The sequence below is a fragment of the Streptomyces sp. H27-C3 genome, from assembly GCF_030063415.1.
Classification (GTDB): domain Bacteria; phylum Actinomycetota; class Actinomycetes; order Streptomycetales; family Streptomycetaceae; genus Streptomyces.
Map to the genome: position 1 here is coordinate 43,969 of NZ_JASITA010000030.1, position 13,024 is coordinate 56,992.

17 protein-coding genes are annotated in these 13,024 nt (G+C 71.8%); 5 read left to right on the plus strand and 12 right to left on the minus strand.

Translation table 11 applies throughout. From position 1 onward, the window contains the following. Window positions 1–18: 18 nt before the first annotated feature. The 9 genes from QMK30_RS26515 to QMK30_RS26555 form a co-directional block, all read right to left on the minus strand. Window positions 19–1,584, minus strand: coding sequence for a phage terminase large subunit family protein (locus QMK30_RS26515; RefSeq protein WP_283520845.1), 1,566 nt, complete (start codon window positions 1,582–1,584; stop codon window positions 19–21). Between the two features lie 40 nt (window positions 1,585–1,624). Further along, window positions 1,625–1,993, minus strand: a complete 369-nt coding sequence (locus QMK30_RS26520) for a hypothetical protein (protein WP_283520846.1) — start codon at window positions 1,991–1,993, stop codon at window positions 1,625–1,627. A 125-nt stretch (window positions 1,994–2,118) separates the two neighbouring features. Next, a complete protein-coding gene (locus tag QMK30_RS26525) occupies window positions 2,119–2,403 on the minus strand; it encodes a hypothetical protein (protein WP_283520847.1) in 285 nt (94 codons plus the stop codon). Between the two features lie 32 nt (window positions 2,404–2,435). Continuing rightward, entirely contained in the window at window positions 2,436–2,774 is a 339-nt protein-coding gene (locus QMK30_RS26530; RefSeq protein ID WP_283520848.1) for a hypothetical protein, read from the minus strand. A 111-nt stretch (window positions 2,775–2,885) separates the two neighbouring features. Continuing rightward, window positions 2,886–3,935, minus strand: a complete 1,050-nt coding sequence (locus QMK30_RS26535; RefSeq protein WP_283520849.1) for a DNA cytosine methyltransferase — start codon at window positions 3,933–3,935, stop codon at window positions 2,886–2,888. Then, window positions 3,932–4,468, minus strand: coding sequence for a ParB/RepB/Spo0J family partition protein (locus tag QMK30_RS26540; RefSeq protein WP_283520850.1), 537 nt, complete (start codon window positions 4,466–4,468; stop codon window positions 3,932–3,934). The genes QMK30_RS26535 and QMK30_RS26540 overlap by 4 nt, the downstream gene beginning before the upstream one ends. Beyond that, complete coding sequence (locus QMK30_RS26545) at window positions 4,465–4,674, minus strand: hypothetical protein (protein WP_283520851.1); 210 nt, start codon at window positions 4,672–4,674, stop codon at window positions 4,465–4,467. The genes QMK30_RS26540 and QMK30_RS26545 overlap by 4 nt, the downstream gene beginning before the upstream one ends. Further along, window positions 4,674–5,132, minus strand: coding sequence for a hypothetical protein (locus tag QMK30_RS26550; protein WP_283520852.1), 459 nt, complete (start codon window positions 5,130–5,132; stop codon window positions 4,674–4,676). Before QMK30_RS26550 ends, QMK30_RS26545 begins: the two co-directional genes overlap by 1 nt. 14 nt (window positions 5,133–5,146) lie before the next feature. After that, window positions 5,147–6,418, minus strand: a complete 1,272-nt coding sequence (locus QMK30_RS26555; RefSeq protein ID WP_283520853.1) for a DNA methyltransferase — start codon at window positions 6,416–6,418, stop codon at window positions 5,147–5,149. Window positions 6,419–6,537: 119 nt separating this feature from the next. On the opposite strand from QMK30_RS26555, the gene QMK30_RS26560 reads away from it, so the two are divergent. Beyond that, complete coding sequence (locus QMK30_RS26560; RefSeq protein ID WP_283520854.1) at window positions 6,538–6,888, plus strand: hypothetical protein; 351 nt, start codon at window positions 6,538–6,540, stop codon at window positions 6,886–6,888. A 403-nt stretch (window positions 6,889–7,291) separates the two neighbouring features. Here QMK30_RS26560 and QMK30_RS26565 read toward each other — a convergent pair whose 3' ends face one another. Next, the gene (locus QMK30_RS26565) at window positions 7,292–7,567 is read right to left on the minus strand and encodes a hypothetical protein (RefSeq protein WP_283520855.1); all 276 of its coding nucleotides are present in this window, start codon (window positions 7,565–7,567) and stop codon (window positions 7,292–7,294) included. A 275-nt stretch (window positions 7,568–7,842) separates the two neighbouring features. Between QMK30_RS26565 and QMK30_RS26570 the strand changes: the two genes are divergently transcribed. From QMK30_RS26570 to QMK30_RS26585, 4 genes are all read left to right on the plus strand, one after another. After that, entirely contained in the window at window positions 7,843–8,313 is a 471-nt protein-coding gene (locus QMK30_RS26570; RefSeq protein WP_283520856.1) for a helix-turn-helix transcriptional regulator, read from the plus strand. Between the two features lie 183 nt (window positions 8,314–8,496). Beyond that, a complete protein-coding gene (locus QMK30_RS26575) occupies window positions 8,497–9,042 on the plus strand; it encodes a hypothetical protein (protein ID WP_283520857.1) in 546 nt (181 codons plus the stop codon). Further along, entirely contained in the window at window positions 9,035–11,110 is a 2,076-nt protein-coding gene (locus QMK30_RS26580; protein WP_283520858.1) for an MAB_1171c family putative transporter, read from the plus strand. Before QMK30_RS26575 ends, QMK30_RS26580 begins: the two co-directional genes overlap by 8 nt. A gap of 260 nt (window positions 11,111–11,370) precedes the next feature. Continuing rightward, entirely contained in the window at window positions 11,371–11,808 is a 438-nt protein-coding gene (locus tag QMK30_RS26585; protein WP_283520859.1) for a WYL domain-containing protein, read from the plus strand. A 59-nt stretch (window positions 11,809–11,867) separates the two neighbouring features. Here QMK30_RS26585 and QMK30_RS26590 read toward each other — a convergent pair whose 3' ends face one another. Together QMK30_RS26590 and QMK30_RS26595 are read right to left on the minus strand one after the other, a co-directional pair. Continuing rightward, on the minus strand, window positions 11,868–12,086 hold the full coding sequence (locus QMK30_RS26590; RefSeq protein WP_283520860.1) for a GntR family transcriptional regulator: 219 nt from the start codon (window positions 12,084–12,086) through the stop codon (window positions 11,868–11,870). 142 nt (window positions 12,087–12,228) lie between these two features. After that, complete coding sequence (locus QMK30_RS26595; protein ID WP_283520861.1) at window positions 12,229–12,951, minus strand: restriction endonuclease; 723 nt, start codon at window positions 12,949–12,951, stop codon at window positions 12,229–12,231. Window positions 12,952–13,024: the final 73 nt, after the last annotated feature.

Genomic DNA, 13,024 nt, shown 5'->3' on the forward strand with positions numbered 1-13,024 from the left:
GGGCCGGGGCCCGGTCGTTCACCGGCGCCCGTTGAGGCGCCCGTCGCCGCCCCCGCCCCGGTAGTTGCTCGTACCGGTGCCGGCGACCGTCGGGTCGGCCAGCTCGGTCAGCGCATGCACGGCGGCGTCCATCCGGTCCGGGCTGTCCATGCCCGGCATCCAGGTGACCATCTGCACCTCGAGCGCCGGCCACTCCCCCACGTGGTGCACGTGCCCCTGCTCGTAGAGCTGCGCGATGGGCTCCGCCCTGAGCCTCTTGCCCTGCTTCGCGGTGACCGGCACGATCCGCGGGCGCAGCGCCCCGGCCGCGGTGCCGTCACGGACCAGCTCCTCCCAGCCCTGGACGAGGACCTGCTTGGCCATGTCGCCGCCGAAGTTGGACTCCACGGTGAGCGCGTCGGCGTCGAACTCCAGGGCGAGTTCGCAGGCCGCCCGGCCCCATTCGGCCGCGCCCATCTTCGCGGAGCGGTCGGCCAGGACGTACAGCTCGCCCGCCGCGTCGCGGCCGGCGGCCACGATGCCGACCTCGTCGCCGTCCTCGCTGCCGCCCGCCGGGTCGACCGCGACGACGACCCGGGTGAGCTTGATGCCGCGCAGCCGCTCCTCGCTGACCCGCTGCCCGCGGATCCAGTCCCACTTCCAGATGCCACCCTCGAGCGGGCGGGGCTGCTGCTGGTAGAGCGCCCACCAGCCGCGCTCGCCGACCTCGTCGCGGAAGTCGGCGAGGTGGCCGAGGTTGAACCGCTCGGGCCACAGCGGGGCGCCGACGGCCCGGCCCAGGGCGTCGTCGGGGCTGTCGGCGATCGCCGGGAGGTTGATGATCGTCCAGCGGGCCTTGTCGCGGGCGGCGTCCTGGGCGAGGATCCGGCCGGCCAGGTCGTTCTCGCTCCAGCGCGTCTGGATGACCACGATGGAACCGGTCGGCTCCATACGGGTGTTGAGGACCTGCTGCCACCAGTCCCACAGGTCGCCGAGCACGGTCGGCGACGCGGCGGCCTTGGCGTCCTTCAGCGGGTCGTCGACCACGGCGAGGTGCGCGCCCATGCCGGTCAGCGAGCCGCCGACACCGGCGGTCACCAGGCCGCCGGGGCTGCCCGCGAGGTCGAAGCGGCCGGCGGCCTTGGAGCCGTAGCGCAGAGAGATGCCGAGCTTCTCGCCGTGCTCGTTGATCGAGTCGCGCAGCCACCGCCCGTGGCCCTCGGCGAGCACCGCCGAGTAGGAGGCGATCATCAGGCGGTGGGTCGGGTTGCGGCGCAGGTACCACAGCGGTGCCCAGCGGGCCGCGCGCTGGCTCTTCCCGTGCCGCGGCGGCATGTTGAGCAGCAGCCGGACGCGCTCGCCGCGGGCGATGCGGATGAACGCGTCGTCGATGAGCTGTAGGTGGCGGGGCTGCATCTCGCGGCCGCCGGTCAGCAGGGCGGCCAGCGAGCCGGGCGAGTGGTCCATGGCCATCTCGCGCTCGAGGTGGGCCAGACGGATCCGCAGGTCGGGCGAGGCGGTGCGGGCGATCGCGAGACGCTGCTCGCGCGGAAGGGTGCGGTAGCGCGTCAGGAGGCGCTGCTCCTGGTCCGGCGCCTGCATCATCAGGGGCTCCGTGCACCCCCGCGCACCTGTACATGATCTCTCACATCGGAGGGTCGTCGCCGAGGGCGAGGAGTTCCTCGAACTCGGCGCTGGTCACGGACGCCGCGTCCACAGGGGCCACCGCGACCTCGAGCCGGAGGGGGGCGTCGAGTCCCAGCAGCCGGCTGCGGCGCTCGCTCAGGCGCAGGACCGTCTCGATCGCGTCGAGGTCGCCGTCGAGTGCGGTCGGCCAGATCGCGTCCTGGAGTTCGTCGAGGGTGTGGGCTTCGGCCTGGTGGCGTACGGCCGGCTCGAGGTGGTCGGCGTCGTGGAGCGCGTCGGCGAAGACTGCGGCGGCACTGGCGCGGTCGGGGTAGCCGAGTTCGTCGGCGATCTCCTGGAAGTCGGTGCCGGACAGGCGCAGGCGCACGGTCTCCGCCCGGCGGTCGGCGTCGCTCCAGCGGGGGGGTGTCGGCCATGCGGGTGTCCTCCATGAGACACACCGCCCGGAGGCGGTGTGGTGCCCCCGGTGGGGGCGGTCGCTCGTCGCCACTTCTACGGCTGGCGGACCAGCCGGTCGTCGAGGTGCGCGTCGTATCCGGCGGCGGTGAGCGCCTTGTGGGCGCGCAGGCAGGTCCGCGAGACCTCGGCCGCGTCCAGGGCCTCGGGCAGCTCGTGCCAGACGTAGATGGCCTCGCCGTGCCGCGTGAAGCCGAGGGTGTCGAGCAGGTTCAGCAGGATGGCGGGAGCCCCGGTGCGGGAGACCGCGAAGACGACCGGCCCTCCGTAGCGCGGGTAGATCAGGACGTCGATGCCGTTGTCGTCGGCCTGGTTGCTCAAGGAGTCCTCCTTGGTGGGTGGGTGAGGGGCGGTCAGGCGAGGTCGCCGTAGAAGCTGGTGCCGTGCGCGGCCTTGAAGTCGGCGGCCATCCGCTCGTAGCGGGCGATGGCTTCGACGCCGTAGTCGTCGCTCGGCTCGACGATCTCGCCGGAGCTGGGGTTGGCCTCGAGGGTGCGGTAGTGCTCCGTCGGCGCGTCCTCGTTGGGGTGGCCGGTGGAGAGGAACCAGAACCGGTCGTCGTTGTACTCGACGTCCCACTCGTCGTCGAAGTCGTCGTCCGAGGTGTCCTTGGTGAACGCGAAGGCGAAGAAGCCGATGCTCCAGGTGCCGTCGGGTGCCTGCCAGGTGACGTTCTCGCGGTCCTTGCTCATGCGTCCTGCTCCTTCGTCGTCCGTCCTTACACCCCGACTATACAACGATGCGTTGTAACGATGGAAGCGGGTTCGCGATCTTCGTCCGATCTGTTTTGCCTGGTCGCACGGCTAGAGGACCTTCTCCCGCAGGGTCTGCGCGATGGCCCGCATCATCAGCGGCGGCACCGAGTTGCCCAGTCGCATCCACACCTTGTCGACGGGGCTGTCGCCCCAGTCGAACTCGTCGGGGAAGGACTGCAGCCGGGCCAGTTCCCGGATGCCCAGCAGGCGGTCCTCGTCCGGGTGGAGGAGGCCGTTGCGCGAGGCGCTGATCTCCTTGATCAGCGTGTACGAGGGCCGGTCCCAGGCCAGGCGCTCCAATGAGAAGAACGCTCGCCTGCCGCCGAGGCCCACAAGCGTGTCGCCGCCATTGCGGCCGGGCGGGATGAGGGGCGCGACGCGTGCGGCCTTGCCGGAGGGCCGCTGGAAGGGGCCGGGGTCGGTGAGGTCGGCCAGGGCCTCGCGCACGGTGATGGGGCGGGCGACGGCCGCCGGGTGGACCGGCGGGACGCCGAGGTCCGCGCGGACCCCGACGAAGATCATGCGCTGTCGGCGCTGCGGGACCTGGAAGTAGGAGGCGTCCATCAGCCGGGCGACGACCCGGTAGCCGGGGCCGGCCTGCTTGAGGGTCTGCAGGATCTCGGCGAACAGGGTCCGCATCTTGCCCTTGACCATGCCGGCGACGTTCTCCATGACGAATGCCTTCGGCTGCCAGTGCTCGAGGAGGCGGATGTACTGGCGGAAGAGCTGGTTGCGGGGGTCGTCGACCTGCCGGCGCCCCACGACGGAGAAGCCCTGACAGGGCGGGCTGCCGTCGAACACGTCGAGTTCGCCCGGCTCCAGGCCCAGGCTGGCCGGGTCGAAGTGGCTGATGTCGCCGTGGTGGAGCGGTACGTGGGGGAAGTTGCGGGCGAAGGTCGCGGCGGCGTGGTCGTCCCATTCCACGGCCAGCAGTTCCCGGTAGCCGGCCATGGAGTAGCCCAGGCTCGAGCCGCCGGCCCCGGCGAAGGTGGACACCACGGTGGGCGCGTCCGCGGCGGCCGGGGCCAGGTGGGCGGCCCACATCTCGGCCAGCAGGCGGCCGTACGCGAGCCGGGTGTTGACGACCGGTGCGCTCACGCCGCTCCCTCCGCGCCGGCGAAGGTGTGCCCGCAGTTGGGGCAGGTGTGGGTGGCCGGGTTGAGCAGGTCGTCGGCGATGCTCTCGTCGTAGGCCGGGAAGCCGTCGGGCAGTTCGGCCGAGACGAGGCGGGCGACCTCGCCGGCACTCCAGCCGGATCCGTCGAGGTCGCCGTCGAGCGCGACGAGCATGGCGGCGAGGTCTTCCTCGTCGTAGGTGCCGAGCTCGGCGAGCTTGTTGTCCGCCAGGTTGATGCGGCGGGCCTGGTCGTCGGAGCACTGGATGACTTCGCAGCGGGCGGTGGCCCGGCCCTCGGCGCGCAGGGCGTCGCTGGTGTGGTTGCCGGCGAGTACCACGAGCTGGGTGCCGGTGTCCCGTACGACCAGGGACCGGTACTGGCCGTGGCGGCGGATGGAGGCGCGCAGGGCCTCGACGTCGCCGCGCCGCGGGTTGCCCGGGTAGCGGGTGAGGTCGTCGAGCGGGATGTCGCGGGTCGCGGTGTACGTGACGCCGGGCAGGGGCTGGTCGGTCATGTCGTGGGTGGTCCTTCGCTGCGGGCCGCGGCGATGACGCGGGCGGCCCAGTCGTCGGGCTCCAGGCCCCACCGGCGGGCGTCCCATTCGGTGGCGCGGTCGCGGTAGTCGAGCCAGGTGTCCAGGAGCTGGTCACGGAGGTCGGGGTCGAGGGTCAGGCGCAGCAAGGTGGCGAGGCGCCCGTACGCCGCGGGGTGGGCGGGCATCAGGACTCCGCTCCGGGGTCGGTGGCCGGGTCGTCCAGCAGGGTGATCAGCGCCTCGAGTTCGGCGAGGTCGACGGTCTCCACTTGGAGCGGTCCGCCGTCGGCGCCGGTGATCTCGGCGCGGGCCGGCTTGTCGAGGCCGAGCAGCCGGCAGCGCCGGTCGATGACCTTCAGGACGGTCTCGATCGCTTTCAGGTCGCCCTTGGCGGCCTTGGCCCAGGCGGCGGCCTGCATGCGGTCCAGGCGCTGGACCTCCAGTTCGCGCAGGGTCTGCGCGGCCGCCGACTCGGCTTCGAGGTTCTCCTCCAGGGCGCGGTGGATGTCCTTGGAGGCGGCGCCGCGCGAGGCGTAGTCGAGCCGGTCGGCGATGGTCTGGTAGTCCATGCCGGCCAGGCGCAGCGCGATGGCCTGGGCGCGGCGCTTGGAGGTGGTGGCGCGTTGCGCCTTGGACGCGGGCATGCGTCAGGCCCCTCTTACTCGTCGGGGTGGACGGTGAAGTCGTGGCTCTCGCCGCTCGACTTGAGAACCGGCAGGTCCGCCGTGTGCTCCTGGTATCTGCGGCAAATGACATCGGCGTACCGGGGATCCAGCTCCACCACCCGCGCGGACCGCCCGGTGGACTGGGCGGCGATGAGGGTGGATCCGGAGCCGGCGAACGGTTCGTAGACCAGGCCCTCGTCGGGGCAGGAGTTGTGGAGCGCCGGGACGATGAGGTCGACGGGCTTGGAGGTGGGGTGCTCGGTGTTCCTCGACGGCTTGGGCACGTCGAAGACGGTGGTGGCGGCGTTGTCGCCGTACCAGCGGTCGCCGCCGCGGCCGAGCCGGCCGGACCCGGCGGGGGCGTCGGTGAAGCCGTAGAGGATCGGCTCGTGCCGGTAGTGGTAGTCCGAGCGGCCCAGGACCATCGTGTCCTTGGCCCAGATGAGGTTCTGCCGTACGTGCCAGCCAGCCTCGAGCATCGCGGTCTCGAAGACGATGCGGGCGGTGTCGGCGTGCGCGACGTAGAGCGGGGCGCCCGGCTTGAGGGCGATGGTCGCCACGGCGAAGGCCCCGGCGAGGAGTTCGGGCAGGTCGGAGGCGCCGTCGTTCTGGATGGTCAGGGCGTTCTTCGTCTTGCCGACGTACTCGACTCCGTACGGGGGGTCGGTCCACATCGCGTCGCACCGGTCGCCGTCGAGCATCTCCTCGACGGCGGCGACGTCGGTGGAGTCGCCGACCAGCAGGCGGTGGCGGCCCAGGATCCACACGTCGCCCGGCTTGGAGCGGGGCTCGGCCGGCACGTCGGGGATGTCGTCGACGTCGGTGAGCGGCTCCTCCTCCTCGTTGGTGCCCAGGAGTTCTTGGACGTCGGCGTCGCTGTAGCCGGTGCCGTCGAGGTCGCCGTCGAGGTAGGTGAGGAGTTCGGCGAGCGCGTCGGTGTCGTACGTGCCGAGCTCGGCGAGCTTGTTGTCCGCCAGGTTGATGCGGCGGGCCTGGTCGTCGTCGCACTCGATGATCTCGCAGCGGGCGGTGGCGTGGCCCTCGGCCTTGAGGGCGTCGTGGGTGTGGTTGCCGGCCAGGATCACGTACCGGTCGTCGGCGGTGGCGCGTACGACCAGGGACCGGTACTGGCCGTGGCGGCGGATGGAGGCGCGGATCGCGTCGACGTCACCGCGGCGGGCGTTGCCGTCGAAGCGGTCGAGCTGCTCGAAGGAGACGTCGCGGGTGGCGACGAAGGTCACGGTGGCGGGCGTGGCAGTGCCCATGTCGGCTCCGTACACCCCCAGTGCCGTGATCCATTTTCCCGTACGCCGGCCGCGCGGCGGGCGGGCGTCGCCGGCGGGGGCGGTGCGCGCCCGAGGTCGGCGGGCGGTTCGACGACAGCATGCTCGACGGCCGCTGCGGGGTGCTGAGCATGGACCGGGAGATCGCCGAGGAGGTGATCCGGGACCTGCTGACCAACGTGTTCCACGCGGCCGACGGCGCGGTGGCACCGGAGTTGCTGCTGGGGGCGGTCACCTCACCCGAGCAGCGCACCGAGGCGGCGCGCGCGGAGGCGTGGCGGCGGCTGGGCCGGGGGCGGCCGTTCGGGGAATTCCTCGCGGCGGTGTGCCAGGCCCTGGTGACGGTCCATGACCTGGACGCGGACGGGATGCTCGAGTCGGCCGCAGAGATGTTCCGCCTGGAGGCCGAGGAGGAGCGGTTCGGGCAGGTAGCGGACCTGCGGGTGCCCTAGAACGCTGTCGGCCCCGGTGACGCCTGGAGGGGCGTCACCGGGGCCGATCCCTACCTGCTCCGGTGGTCTGGGGCGCATCGCGCGCCGGGGGCCGCGTGTGGCGGCCGTGTGGTCTGCTGCGGGGCCCGGCGGTCTTCTCGGCACGGGGGGATAGAGAAGGGAACAGGGGGTGTTCGCGCCGGGCCCTCAGCGCTCTGATGATCAGACGGGGGCCGTTGAGCGTCAACGCGCGCGGGCCGTGGCGGGTGCCGTGAACCGCATACCGGCCGTGCGCGAATGTGAAGATCTGCGCGGCCGTACAACCGAAGAGGGTTCCTCCAGGTCATGTGTCGTGACAGCTGGAGGAACCCCGGATGGCTTCCATGGAGCGGCAGCGTTTCGCCCGCCGCCTCGTCGGCCTGCCTCAGCGGCGCAGCCGTTCGATCAGGGCGCCGATGTCCGGGAGTTCGTCGCACAGGCCGGCCGCCTCGGCGCACGCCAGGGTGACTGCTGCGGGGCGGGGGCGCGGGCTTGTCTGCGCGCGGCGGGCCCGCTGGAGGGGGATCACGGGGGAGGACGGGGTCCGGCTCTCGCCCACCGCGCAGAGGGCCTTGGACGCGTCGAACGCGCAGGTGTGCAGCACGTCGGGGTTGCGGAGCAGCATGGGCACGCTTCGGGTGGAAATGTCGAGGTCGTTCATTTGGTACTGCCCCTCCGTGCATTGGATGTACGTCGCGCGCTGCCGTCCTGGCTGCCGAACCTCCCGATGCAGGCATATGCCGTTGGCCCGATCATTGCTTTCTCTAATCCGACATGTCAACCACTGTTGATGGCAATGGGTTTTGATCTCCCGATGCCGGGCAGGCACGCCTGTTCAGCCTGATCGAAGGTGTCAACAGGAGTTGTCGATAGTAGCCGCAGGTGGGCATAATGCGAGTAAGCACGATGACCGCATGTACCGGCCTGGGGGTTCGAGTGGGAGAAGGCAGAGCGCACGAGGACGGCCAGGAGCCGCCCGCGCGCCTCTCCGAGGAGCTGCTCGCCAAGCACTCCGCCAAGTTCGCCGAGAGGCTGGACTACCTGTTCGAGAACATGTTCCCGGCGTCGCAGGGCCGGCCGTACACGCACGGCGAGGTGGCCCGGGCCACGGGCCTGAGCACCACCGCGATCGGCTACCTGCGCTCCGGGCGGAGCAAGCCCACCCTGGACACCGCGATCCTCATCGCCCTGTTCTTCGGTGTCCCGATGGACGCGTTCGTCGACGACGAGGTGGCCGAGGCGCTGAAGGCCGACCTGGCGGACCTGTGCGCCTACCGCGACAAGCGGGCCCGCCGGATCATGCGGCGCTCCGCCGCGCTGCCGGCCACCATGCAGGACTCCCTCGATCTCGTCATCACCGAGTACCGCCGGGCGGCGGGGCTGCCTGCGGACCCGGATGAAGATTAGAACACCTGAACGATATACGTTGACAGGGACACCGGGGGTCTGTGACGTTACGCATCGGTAGGGCTCCAGCCCGCCAAGCCGGTAAGGGGGCATCGTGATCAGGGACGAGCACACAGGTGGAGACCGTCCTCGGTGCCCCAGACCCCTGATCCCCGTCCGGAACCAGCCGCGCAGGCGGTGAGCGTGAAGCCGTTCCACCGCTCCCCCACCCGGGCCCTGCGCCGCCGCTCCGAAGCCAAGCTCGCCGCTCTCGAACTCCCCCGCACCAGCGACATGCGCCTGCTGGTCAGCCACGTCAGTGACCGGATCGGGCACCCGATCGTCCTGCGGCCGCGGCCCCTCGACCCGCGCAGGGCCAGCGGCACGTGCGTCCTGCGGCACGGCATCTACGTGATCACGTACCAGGTGAGCACCAGCGTCTGGCACCAGCAGCACGCCGTCGGCCACGAGGCCGGGCACCTGATCGCCGGCCACCGGTGCGTCGACATCGGCGACGAGGACGAGGACGGCTTCGACGAGCCGCCGCCGCGCACCCGGGTGCTCGGACCCGCCGCGGTCTCCCGCATGCTGTGCCGCTCCAACTCCCACTTCGACGAGCCGGGCGAGCGCGAAGCGGAGGTGATCGGAACTCTGCTCCAGCAGCACCTTGCCGCGCACGCCAGCCCGCAGGACCAGGCGGCGACCTGGGTCGCCCCCGCCCTGGAACACACCTGGGGCGGACGTGTATGACGTTCTCTTCCTCACCGTCGCGCTGGTCGCCGGCGTGGTGCTCGTCGTCAAACTGCACGGCCTGCGCCAGGCGCCCTCGGCGATGCTCGTCGCGGTCTGCCTGTGCACCGGCTTCACGGGGCTGTCGTTCTTCGTCGCCGTGCCCGCGGTGTACGCCCTGGTAGGTGCTCTGAGCGGCATTCCGAACCTGGGTTCGCTGCTGATGTACGGCCTCATCACCTGCTTCAGCGGATCGGCGCAAGCTCTCGCGCTGCTGTGGACCATCGAGGTCAGCGACCCGATGGAGGCGTGGAGCCAGGCGCGCCGGCGCATCAATGTCCGGCTGGCCGTCTTCGCCCTGGTCCTCCTGTTGATGGTCGCCCTGTTCACCGACGCGGTGGTGACCGGCGGGATGCCCGGGCCGAGCCGCCCCCTGGACTTCGACACCGTCTACGCCACCACGCCGTCCGTCTGCGCGTTCCTGCTGACCTATCAGGCCGGCCTGGCGTACGCGCTGGTCGGCATCTGCTGGGCCTGCCACCGGCACGCCCAGGAGCTGGCCCTGCGGGAGCCGGACCGGGTCAGCCTGCGCACCGGGGTGCGGCTGATAGCCCTGGGCTGCCTGGCGGGCTTCGTCTACGTGACGTTCAAGGTCACCGCCATCCTCGCGGCCGCGGCCGGCCGGCACGGCCCGGACTGGGACTGGCTCTCCACGATCGCCAGCCCGCTGTTCTCCAGCTTCGGCGCCCTGCTGATCTGTTCCGGCTTCGTCTATCCCGCTGCCATCGCCTGGTACGAGCGCCGGCGGGACTTCCTCGCGCTGCGCCCGCTGTGGACGGCCGCGGCCGAGGCCGATCGCCACGTCCTGCTCGACCCGATGCCGCACCAGGCCGTGCACCGCCTGGCCGTGCGCGACCTGAAGTGGCGTCTGGCCCGGTGCATCGCTGAGAGCCGCGACGCCCAGCTGGCCATGCGGATCTGGATGGACCCGCGGATCGGCCGGCTCGCCATGCAGCTCGCCCGGACCGCCGGCCTGCCGCCGGAGCAGGTCACGTGCATCTCGCAGGCGGCCACGCTGCGCGGCGCCCTGCGCGCGCGCTCCGCCGAACTGCAGAAGGCCGCCCGGGCCGCCGCCGAACAGGGCCTGCCGCTGGAGGCGATCAGCGACGCGGTCGCCGAGGCGTTCGCCCGGGGCGTGGACCACGCCCCCCACTCGGACGACTGCGAGGACATGTGCCTGCCCGGCGTCTCGGTCGACTACCCCGACCTGCACCGCGAGCGCGCCGGACTGGTCGGCCTCTCCCGGGCCCTGGCGAGCCCGTACGTCGCCGAGGCGCTGCGCCTGAGCGACCCGGCGTACGTCGCGCCGACCGAGGCCCGCGCCCACAGCGCCTATCGACACCTGGCCCTGGTCGACTTCCCCGAGGACCTGCGCATCGGCCTGAATCTCAGCTTCTACCGGACGTTCGCCGTGCCGGCCATCGCGAAGGTCCTCGCCAGCACGGGGAAGACGACCTGGCGCCCCGCAGAGCGGGCGAAGGTCACCGGGACGCTGATGTACACGCTGATCGAGCACGGCCTGGACTCGCCGGAGGGCCGACGCGAGGTCAAGGCGCTGAAGCGGATGCACGCGCACCTCCCGGTGGGGGACGCGGAGTTTACGTACGTGCTGGCGGCCTTCTGCGTCGCCCCAGTGCGCTGGATCGACGCGCGCAGCTGGCGGCCGACAACGGCCGTCGAGCGGGACGCTGCCTATACATTTTACGCCGGTCTGGCCCGGCGGGTGGGGATTGCCGGGCTGCCCGGCTCGTTCTTCGAGCTGGCCGCGTGGATGGACCGCTACGAGGCCGAGCACTTCGAAGTGACGTCGCAGGGCCGGGCACTCCTGGAGGCGACCCGATCCCTGCTGACCGACCGGCTTCCGCTGGCTCCGCTGGCCCGGGCCGGGGCGGCCGCGCTGCTGGATGAACGGCTGCTCGCGGCGTTCGGCGGGCGGCGCCCGGTGTGGCCGGCGCGTGCGGCGGTATCGGCCAGCCTGGGCCTGCGCGCGGTCCGGCTGCGGAAAGCGCATCGGCCCCGGTCCCGGTAGGCCCCTCGCGGGGGCTGTCCCGGTGCCGGGGCCGATGGCCCTGCACCCACTCTCCCTGTCCCGACCGTGCGTTGCCCCCGTGGGGACTGCGCGCGGTCGACCGGTGGGGCGTGCCCGTGCGCCCGTCCCGGCGGTGCCCACAGTACATGAAACCCAATACACGTGGAAGCTGATCCGATGCACTCAACCGCTTCCATCCTTACAACGTCGCGTTGTATAGTCAGAGGGTAAGGACGACGGAGCGAGCCTGGGGGCACCCGATGAAGCACACCGCGAAGCAGACAGACCTTCGGACCCTCGAAGACCTCCACAAGGCCCTCCACCGCCAGCGCCCGGTCACCATCCACGCCCTGAAGGAAGAGAAGGACGAGCGCGGACGCAAGACCGGCAACCTGGTCGAGACCCTCCGCACGCTCGAGATCTACGACCTCACCACCACCGCCGACGGCAACATCCTGATCCACGGGATGGACCGCGAGACCGGCGAGGACCGCGCCTTCCGCTTCGACCGCCTCCTGAGCTACACGGTCCACCGCATCGCCTACAAGATCGAGCGGCCCGCCCCGGAGGCCGACGCCGAGCGGCCCGAGTTCACCGACGAGGCCGACTTCATCGCCTTCGAGATCGCCCGCACCGACGCCGAGTACTGGACCGAGGGCCTCCAGGAGGCGCACCCCCTGCAGGCCCTCTCCGCCTGATCGACCCGCTCCTTCCCCGACCGAGGGCGGCCGGGGAAGGAGCAGCCGCCGACAGCCGACTAGGGCCTGACGTTCCATCGGCCGCCAGGCAGAGGCTCGGCCAGTCCCTCCTGGTGCAGTACGGCCAGAGCGCGCCGCACGGTGCTCCGGGACACGGCGTGCTCGGCCATGAGGTCGCTGATGCGGGGGAGGTCGGTCATGGCGGGGCGGTTCCTGATCTCCTGCCGGAGCTGGTCTGCGATCGTGAGGTAGGCGCCCTGGGGTTGCTGGCCGGTCATGGTTCTCCCTGTGGTTGGTGTGATGGTTGGGGGCATGACGGAGGGCCCACGACCTGGTGGTCGCGGGCCCTCGGTGGTGCGGTCGGTCAGGTATCGGCAGCTGTACGGCGCAGCCCCACCGGGGCTGCGCCGTACTTCCCTGTCACATCCAGGGCGGCTGCCAGCCGTCGGCCTGCCAGCGGATGAGTTCCTGCCCGCCCAGAAGGTGGATGTGCACCGAGGGCATCGCCGCGTACCGCTGCGCCTCGGCCGTGAAGCCGCTGGTAGTGACGATGGCGACCTCGTCGGCCCCGTGCACCGGGCGGGCGGTGCCCCCGACCTTCTGCGCCTCCGGACTGCCGACCAGGGTGCCCACCCCGTAGCGCTTGCACTGGATGACAATCAGCTTGCCCAGCGGCGTGACGGCCAGGACGTCGGCGCCCAGGTCACCCGACCCGCCGACCACCCGGACGTTGCGGCAGCCGTCGCGCCGGCACAGCTCGGCCACCGCGTGCTCGAAATTTCCCGGCGTCATCTCGCTGAACTCCTGCAGGGTGCGCACCCCCTGGACCAGGCGCCGGTGGCGCCGCCGGCCCACGCGGAAGGCGAGAACCGCGATCGCCACGGCGGCGACCAGCACGGCGAGCAGCACCCAGCCGACCCAGGGGTTCGCCCGTATGTACAGGACCAGGCACGTCACGACCGCGGCGAACACCGTGAGCCGGTTGCCCGGGCTCGTACGGCGCTGCCGGGTGCGGCGGTCGCGCCGCGTACGGGTGGGGAACAGGCCCAGGCCGGTGCGGGCGGGCCGGCGGGTACGGCGTGCCGGGCCGCGGCGGCGGGGGCGGCGCCCGGGTAAGCGCGGGCGGCGGGAAGTCGTGGCCATCAGGCTCCTTCGGTGGTGGGCGGGAGTGCGGTGCGGGTACGGGGCGGGGCCGGTCTTCGTCGGCCACGGGCGG

Excerpts from the sequence above, each read along its gene's own strand:
- QMK30_RS26515 (WP_283520845.1), bottom strand. The coding sequence starts at position 1,584 with ATGATGCAGGCGCCGGACCAGGAGCAGCGCCTCCTGACGCGCTACCGC.
- QMK30_RS26530 (WP_283520848.1), bottom strand. The coding sequence starts at position 2,774 with ATGAGCAAGGACCGCGAGAACGTCACCTGGCAGGCACCCGACGGCACC.
- QMK30_RS26540 (WP_283520850.1), bottom strand. The coding sequence starts at position 4,468 with ATGACCGACCAGCCCCTGCCCGGCGTCACGTACACCGCGACCCGCGAC.
- QMK30_RS26545 (WP_283520851.1), bottom strand. The coding sequence starts at position 4,674 with ATGCCCGCCCACCCCGCGGCGTACGGGCGCCTCGCCACCTTGCTGCGC.
- QMK30_RS26550 (WP_283520852.1), bottom strand. The coding sequence starts at position 5,132 with ATGCCCGCGTCCAAGGCGCAACGCGCCACCACCTCCAAGCGCCGCGCC.
- QMK30_RS26555 (WP_283520853.1), bottom strand. The coding sequence starts at position 6,418 with ATGGGCACTGCCACGCCCGCCACCGTGACCTTCGTCGCCACCCGCGAC.
- QMK30_RS26560 (WP_283520854.1), top strand. The coding sequence starts at position 6,538 with ATGCTCGACGGCCGCTGCGGGGTGCTGAGCATGGACCGGGAGATCGCC.
- QMK30_RS26565 (WP_283520855.1), bottom strand. The coding sequence starts at position 7,567 with ATGAACGACCTCGACATTTCCACCCGAAGCGTGCCCATGCTGCTCCGC.
- QMK30_RS26585 (WP_283520859.1), top strand. The coding sequence starts at position 11,371 with ATGAAGCACACCGCGAAGCAGACAGACCTTCGGACCCTCGAAGACCTC.
- QMK30_RS26590 (WP_283520860.1), bottom strand. The coding sequence starts at position 12,086 with ATGACCGGCCAGCAACCCCAGGGCGCCTACCTCACGATCGCAGACCAG.
- QMK30_RS26595 (WP_283520861.1), bottom strand. The coding sequence starts at position 12,951 with ATGGCCACGACTTCCCGCCGCCCGCGCTTACCCGGGCGCCGCCCCCGC.